Genomic DNA, 6,973 nt, shown 5'->3' on the forward strand with positions numbered 1-6,973 from the left:
GAGGCGTGCGCCGTGGAGGTGCAGTAGGCGCAGTGGTGGAAGAAGACGACGATGAAGTCGATGTCCTTCGAGGCACGGAACTTCTTCAGCTGCGCCTCGAACCACGTGGTCTGGGTGCCGCCGGAGATGCCGAGGTTGGCCGGGATCTCGAAGGAGACGTCGTTCGGGTCGAGCGAGATGATCGCCGTGTTGCCGTGCACGAAGGAGTAGACGCCCGGCAGGTTCTTCTTGTCCGGCCCGTTGTCGGGCAGGGAGAAGCGGGCCTCCTCGCCGCCGTAGCCGTTGGGCGAGTACCAGGCCTCCATGTCGTGGTTGCCGTACGACACCATCCACGGCACGGACTTGGCGACCGACTCGGTCTGGGCGAGGAACTGGTCCCAGGTGCGGGAGTCGAAGCCGGTGTCGGTGGACTTGCCCTGGCCGGCCGGGTCGCCGTAGGCGATGTCACCGGCGTGCAGGTGGAAGCTCGGGTTCTGGCCGAGGATGAGGCTGTCGTTGGCCAGCGCGTGGTAGCTGACGCCCTGGTCGCCGAAGGCCGTGAAGGTGAACGGCTCCTTGTGGCGGGGCGCGGTGGTGAAGGTGCCGATGGTGCTGGCGAACCGCGGGGAGGCCGGGTCGAAGCCGTCGTGGCCGACGCCGTAGTAGTACGTCTTGCCGGGCTTGAGGTTGGCCAGCTTGGCGTGCACGTAGTACTGGGTGTGGTCGCCGCTCGCGCCGATGCCGGCCGGGGTGTAGAGGGAGCGGACCTCGGCCTCGATCTTCACGGAGAGGTGCGAGGCGTGGGTGCCGATCCGGACGAAGGGCCGCCTGACCGCGACCGGGACCTGCCAGGAGATCGTCATCTCGGTGCCGGCGTCGTTGCCGAAGGCGAGGTGGCGGCCGAAGGGCGCCACGAAGGCCCCGTCGACGTACGGGGTGGCGGGGACGGAGGACCGGGTGGGGGCGGCGGCCTGGGCGGTGCCACCCAGCACGAAGGAACCGCCCGTGACGGCGCCGAGCGTGACCGCGCCGCCTCTGATCATGGAACGCCGGGAGAACTTGGCGCGGAGGTACTCGTGCTGCTCGGCCATGCTCATGCGGTCGGCGAGCTCATCGGGTACGCCCATACGAGGAATGTCCATGGCGTCTGAAAATCGTCTCCACAAGCGACGTGGCACAAGACACAGGATGGACAGGCTGCGAACAGCACCCCATAAGAGATTCAACAGACCGTTGCCCGGAATCGGGCAGGATTCTTGCGAAACCGACGCCGGTACTCCAGGATCTACCGGGTGCACGACGAACTTGTTGATCACCTGACGCGGTCCACGCCCCTGAGCCGGGGCGAGGCGCTGCGGGTGATCCAGGACGTGCTCGCCTACTTCGACGAGACGGCCGGGGACTACGTCCGGCGCCGCCACCGCGAACTCCAGGCGGAAGGCCTGGTGAACGCGGAGATCTTCGACCGGATCGCGGCGGACCTGCAGTACCGGGCGGTCGCACCGCCGGAGCTCACCCTCCGGCAGCTGCGCCGGCTCGTCTACGGCTGACCTTCCAGGTTGAGGATCGGAACACCTATATATGTGCGGGATTGTCGGATACATCGGTAAGCGCGACGTCGCTCCCCTTCTTCTCGAAGGTCTGCAGCGGCTGGAATACCGCGGTTACGACTCGGCGGGCATCGTCGTCACCACCCCCAAGGCCGGCGGCCTGAAAATGGTCAAGGCCAAGGGCCGGGTCCGCGACCTGGAGGCGAAGGTCCCGGCGCGCTTCAAGGGCACCACCGGTATCGCCCACACCCGCTGGGCCACCCACGGCGTCCCCTCCGACGTGAACGCCCACCCGCACATGTCGGCCGACCAGAAGGTCGCCGTCGTCCACAACGGCATCATCGACAACGCGGCCGAGCTGCGCCGCAAGCTGGAGGCGGACGGCGTCGAGTTCCTCTCCGAGACCGACACCGAGGTCCTCACCCACCTCATCGCCCGCTCCCAGGCGGAGACCCTGGAGGAGAAGGTCCGCCAGGCGCTGCGCCTGATCGAGGGCACCTACGGCATCGCGGTCATGCACGCCGACTTCCCCGAGCGGATCGTGGTGGCCCGCAACGGCTCCCCGGTGGTCCTCGGCATCGGCGACAAGGAGATGTTCGTCGCCTCCGACATCGCGGCCCTGGTCACCCACACCCGGCAGATAGTGACGCTGGGCGACGGCGAGATGGCCACCCTCAAGGCCGACGACTTCCGGACGTACACCACCGAGGGCACCCGGACGACGGCCGAGCCGACCACCGTGGAGTGGGAGGCCGAGTCGTACGACATGGGCGGCCACGACACCTACATGCACAAGGAGATCTTTGAGCAGCCCGAGGCGGTCGACCGCGTGCTGCGCGGCCGGATCGACGACCGGTTCTCCACCGTGCACCTCGGCGGCCTCAACCTGGACGCCCGGGACGCGCGTGCCGTGCGCCGGGTGAAGATCCTCGGCTGCGGCACCTCGTACCACGCGGGCATGATCGGCGCGCAGATGATCGAGGAGCTGGCCCGGATCCCCGCGGACGCCGAGCCGGCCTCCGAGTTCCGCTACCGCAACCCGGTGGTCGACCCCGACACCCTGTACATCGCGGTGTCCCAGTCCGGTGAGACGTACGACGTCCTCGCCGCCGTCCAGGAGCTGAAGCGCAAGGGCGCGCGGGTGCTGGGCGTGGTGAACGTGGTGGGCTCGGCGATCGCCCGCGAGGCGGACGGCGGGACGTACGTGCACGCGGGCCCGGAGGTCTGCGTGGTCTCGACGAAGTGCTTCACGAACACGACCGTCGCGTTCGCCCTGCTCGCCCTGCACCTCGGCCGCATCCGGGACCTCTCGGTGCGCGACGGCAAGCGGATCATCGAGGGGCTGCGCAAGCTGCCCGCCCAGATCTCGGAGATCCTCGCCCAGGAGGCGGAGATCGAGCAGCTGGCGAAGGAGTACGCCGAGGCCCGCTCGATGCTCTTCATCGGCCGTGTCCGGGGCTATCCGGTGGCCCGCGAGGCGTCCCTGAAGCTGAAGGAGGTCTCCTACATCCACGCGGAGGCCTACCCGGCGTCCGAGCTGAAGCACGGTCCGCTGGCGCTGATCGAGCCGGCGCTTCCCACGGTGGCGATCGTCCCCGACGACGACCTGCTGGAGAAGAACCGCGCGGCCCTGGAGGAGATCAAGGCCCGCAGCGGCAGGATCCTGGCGGTGGCCCACCAGCACCAGGAGAAGGCCGACCGCACGATCGTCGTCCCCAAGAACGAGGACGAACTCGACCCGATCCTGATGGGCATCCCCCTCCAGCTCCTCGCGTACCACACGGCGAAGGCCTTGGGTCGTGACATCGACAAGCCTCGGAACCTGGCGAAGTCGGTGACGGTGGAGTAGGGCCGTTTGCACGTGCGGGCCGTGAGGGTTGCTCGCCCCCATCGGCTCGCACGGCCCGGACGACCGAGCGGACCCCCACGTGAGCCCAATGCCCCGCGGGGGTCCGCTCATTGGATCGCCGGGTCCGCCCAACTCCCCGGCGTCGGCTGCCATATCAGCCGGCGGCCGTCACCCCCCGGCCGGCAGCCCGCCTCGGAAGCGCCGTCGGCCAGTGCGCGAGTGCGGCGGTGGCGGCGTACCAGGCCACCGCCCCCGCGGCCACCGCAACCCAGCCGCCCGCCTTGGCAAGTGACGAGCTGTCGGCGAAGTTCGCGACGGCGAGCAACAGCATCGCCAGGAACAGCAGCCCGTACACGCCCTGTCCGAGCTGGTCCCCGCCCGCGAGGGTCAACGACAGGGCCACGAGGGCGAACAGGAGCAGGAAGAGCCCGGCGCCGTTGGCCGAGGTGTGGTCGGCGGACGAGACGGCCCAGGTGAACCAGAGGGCACCGAGGGCCACATAGCCGGTGCCGCTCGCGGTGTCACGGTCACGCAAGGCCAGCAGGCCGACGAGGAAGAGGGCGACTCCGCCCACGTAGTGGGCGATTGACACGGCGTCGGACGTGGTGACGTTGTCGATGACACCGGTGGTGCCGAGGCCGAACGCCAACAGGGTGATCCCCAGGGCGAGTCGGCCGGCCACGGTGGTGGTTCCGCTTCCCGCAGAGACGTCGTTGTCCACGGCGGGCTCCCTTCATGCTCTGTGCAGTTGTACGCGGTGACCGATATATGCCCTTCACAAGGGCACAAACACCTCTGCACGGCAGAACGGAGAGTTACGGAATGACAACGACGGGTCGCTTGGCCCGCTTGGCGAGCCGCCCGGCGACGGAGCCGAAGATCCGGCCGACGATCCCGTGGGTGGACCCCACGACGATCGCGTCCGCCTCGTACTCCCGCCCCACCTCTTCGAGTTCGTGGCAGATGTCGCCACCGCGCTCGACGAGGATCCAGGGCACTTCCGACAGGTAGTCGGCGCAGGCGAGCTCCAGACCGAGCACCTCGGTGCGGTGGTCCGGCACGTCGACGAAGACGGGTGGCTCACAGCCGGCCCACACGGTGGTCGGCAGCCGGTTGGCGACGTGGACGATGATCAGCCCGGTGCGGGAGCGGTGGGCCATCCCGATCGCGTAGGCGAGGGCGCGCTCACTGGAGGTGGAACCGTCGAAGCCGACGACCACCCCGTGCTTGAAGGCGGGATCGCAGGAAGGGCGTGCGTCTTCCGCCGCCAGCGCGTCGGCCGCCGTGGGGTCGGCGACCGGTCGCTTGCGGTCCGCTGGATCGAAGAATTCGTGACCGGCCATGGCTGTCTCGGCGTTGTGATCCTTATATATGGGAGGGACGACAGAGTGCGGCGGAGCTGTGTCCGGGAAACATCTTCCCCAGCCCATACCCCCAAGGGTACGGCGGCACGCCTCCTCAGCCCAGATCCCGCACACGCTCCGTAGGGGACCTTCCCCGGAACCGATTATGGGTTCCCCGGAGCATGCACGAGCCGCGCCCGTAACGCAATGGTTGCTGCCCCGTACAGGCGGTTTGCGCAGGATTCGGACAGGCCGGACCGTACACACGGTGACCGTCCGCCGCGCCGAGCGTTGATCACGGCACGAGAGCAGCACGACAGGGAGTACGCCGATGCCCGGACCGCGCCCCGCCACCCGCCGGCCGCGTCCCGCCCCTGACGCCACGGGCGACGTGGTGCGCTGGGCCGCGTTCTCCTGCGTCCTCGTCCCGGTGGTGCTCCTCTGGTACGGCACCTCGCTGGCCGGTGCGACCGGCACCGCCGTCGGCCTCGCCGCCGTCACCGCCGCATGCCGGTACCTGCTGCGCCGCTCGGAGCGCGGGGCACGCGGGACGGCGCCCCGGGGAGGCGGACGTCACACCAGGGGCACCGCACCGGCCCCCAGGAGCACTACACCGGTCGACTGACCGGTTTTAACACCCTCGAACGCTGCTTTTCAGCCAACTTCCCGACCCTGCGCAAGGGGGCCCCTCACCACCCCCCAACCCCCGTTCCACCTGCACGGAAAGGGTCCGGGAGACCCCGTGCACCCTATGCGGTTTGGCCACTGCCACGAGGCGCACTTCCCTGCACGGCCCGCGAGTGCAACCCTTCGTGATCGAATGCTTCACGCCAAGTTGTCATGTCGACAATCTGCGGCGTGTCGAACTGGTCAACGCGACACCGCGGGAACCAGTAGATTCGATCTTGACGTCTTACGGCGGGGGACTCGTGCAGGACCAAGGGGAAACGTGCAGGAGCGACACAACCGAGGAGCCGCGACCACCGAGGGGGGCTTAGCAGTATGAGCCACGACTCCACTGCCGCGCCGGAAGCCGCGGCCCGGAAACTGTCCGGGCGACGCCGCAAGGAGATCGTCGCGGTGCTGCTGTTCAGCGGCGGCCCCATCTTCGAGAGTTCCATACCGCTGTCGGTGTTCGGGATAGACCGCCAGGACGCCGGCGTGCCGCGCTACCGACTGCTGGTGTGCGGCGGTGAGGAAGGCCCGCTGCGGACCACAGGGGGCCTGGAACTCACCGCGCCACACGGCCTGGAGGCGATCTCACGCGCCGGCACGGTCGTCGTACCGGCCTGGCGCTCGATAACGGCGCCGCCACCGGAGGAGGCGCTGGACGCCCTGCGCCGGGCGCACGAAGAAGGGGCGCGCATAGTAGGGCTGTGCACCGGGGCGTTCGTCCTGGCCGCCGCCGGACTGCTGGACGGCCGCCCGGCCACCACGCACTGGATGTACGCGCCGACGCTCGCCAAGCGCTACCCGTCGGTGCACGTCGATCCACGGGAACTCTTCGTCGACGACGGGGACGTCCTGACCTCGGCCGGTACGGCGGCCGGGATCGACCTCTGCCTCCACATCGTGCGCACGGACCACGGCAACGAGGCGGCCGGGGCACTGGCCCGCCGCCTGGTGGTACCGCCGCGCCGCTCCGGCGGTCAGGAGCGCTACCTCGACCGATCTTTACCAGAGGAGATCGGCGCCGACCCGCTCGCCGAGGTCGTCGCCTGGGCGCTGGAGCACCTCCACGAACAGTTCGACGTGGAGACGCTGGCGGCACGCGCGTACATGAGCCGCCGCACCTTCGACCGCCGCTTCCGGTCACTGACGGGCAGCGCCCCGCTCCAGTGGCTGATCACGCAGCGAGTACTGCAGGCGCAGCGCCTCCTGGAGACGTCGGACTACTCGGTGGACGAGGTGGCGGGCCGCTGCGGCTTCCGCTCCCCCGTCGCGCTGCGCGGCCACTTCCGCCGCCAGCTCGGCTCATCCCCGGCGGCGTACCGGGCGGCGTACCGTGCCCGCCGTCCGCAGCCCGACCGCTCCGACGCCCCGGAACCGGCCCCGCTGCCACCGACGGGTCCGCTGCCGGTCCAGTACCCCGAGGGGGTGCTGCCGATGCAGACCCGCAGGACAGCGGCGGTGGGCCTGTCGGCCAGCCTGCCGGGCCCGCGCACGGGCAGCTGATCCGCGTTTCCGCCCACCCGGCTCGACCGGGTGGGCGGTCGCCAGGCCGAGCCGATGGTGTCCGACCTGCGTGAGTC

7 protein-coding genes are annotated in these 6,973 nt (G+C 69.6%); 4 read left to right on the plus strand and 3 right to left on the minus strand.

The window, feature by feature from the left end; genetic code table 11:
- Window positions 1-1,106 (minus strand): metallophosphoesterase family protein (locus ABZ646_RS36260; protein WP_360528788.1); only part of this gene is annotated, 1,106 nt, incomplete at its 3' end.
- A gap of 165 nt (window positions 1,107-1,271) precedes the next feature.
- Here ABZ646_RS36260 and ABZ646_RS36265 point away from each other — a divergent pair.
- Both ABZ646_RS36265 and glmS read left to right on the plus strand, forming a co-directional pair.
- Window positions 1,272-1,529, plus strand: coding sequence for a hypothetical protein (locus tag ABZ646_RS36265; protein ID WP_360528806.1), 258 nt, complete (start codon window positions 1,272-1,274; stop codon window positions 1,527-1,529).
- 31 nt (window positions 1,530-1,560) lie between these two features.
- Window positions 1,561-3,378 (plus strand): glutamine--fructose-6-phosphate transaminase (isomerizing), encoded by a 1,818-nt coding sequence (gene glmS / locus ABZ646_RS36270; RefSeq protein WP_360528791.1) that lies wholly within the window; start codon window positions 1,561-1,563, stop codon window positions 3,376-3,378.
- Between the two features lie 154 nt (window positions 3,379-3,532).
- Here the strand turns inward: glmS and ABZ646_RS36275 are convergent, their stop codons facing one another.
- Both ABZ646_RS36275 and ABZ646_RS36280 read right to left on the minus strand, forming a co-directional pair.
- A complete protein-coding gene (locus tag ABZ646_RS36275) occupies window positions 3,533-4,099 on the minus strand; it encodes a GPR1/FUN34/YaaH family transporter (protein WP_360528794.1) in 567 nt (188 codons plus the stop codon).
- A gap of 94 nt (window positions 4,100-4,193) precedes the next feature.
- Window positions 4,194-4,721 (minus strand): universal stress protein, encoded by a 528-nt coding sequence (locus ABZ646_RS36280; protein ID WP_360528797.1) that lies wholly within the window; start codon window positions 4,719-4,721, stop codon window positions 4,194-4,196.
- A 331-nt stretch (window positions 4,722-5,052) separates the two neighbouring features.
- On the opposite strand from ABZ646_RS36280, the gene ABZ646_RS36285 reads away from it, so the two are divergent.
- Together ABZ646_RS36285 and ABZ646_RS36290 are read left to right on the plus strand one after the other, a co-directional pair.
- Complete coding sequence (locus tag ABZ646_RS36285) at window positions 5,053-5,346, plus strand: hypothetical protein (RefSeq protein ID WP_360528800.1); 294 nt, start codon at window positions 5,053-5,055, stop codon at window positions 5,344-5,346.
- 377 nt (window positions 5,347-5,723) lie between these two features.
- A complete protein-coding gene (locus ABZ646_RS36290) occupies window positions 5,724-6,896 on the plus strand; it encodes a helix-turn-helix domain-containing protein (RefSeq protein WP_360528803.1) in 1,173 nt (390 codons plus the stop codon).
- The last annotated feature ends 77 nt before the right edge of the window (window positions 6,897-6,973 follow it).

It is taken from the genome of Streptomyces sp. NPDC007162, assembly GCF_040634175.1.
Lineage (GTDB): Bacteria > Actinomycetota > Actinomycetes > Streptomycetales > Streptomycetaceae > Streptomyces.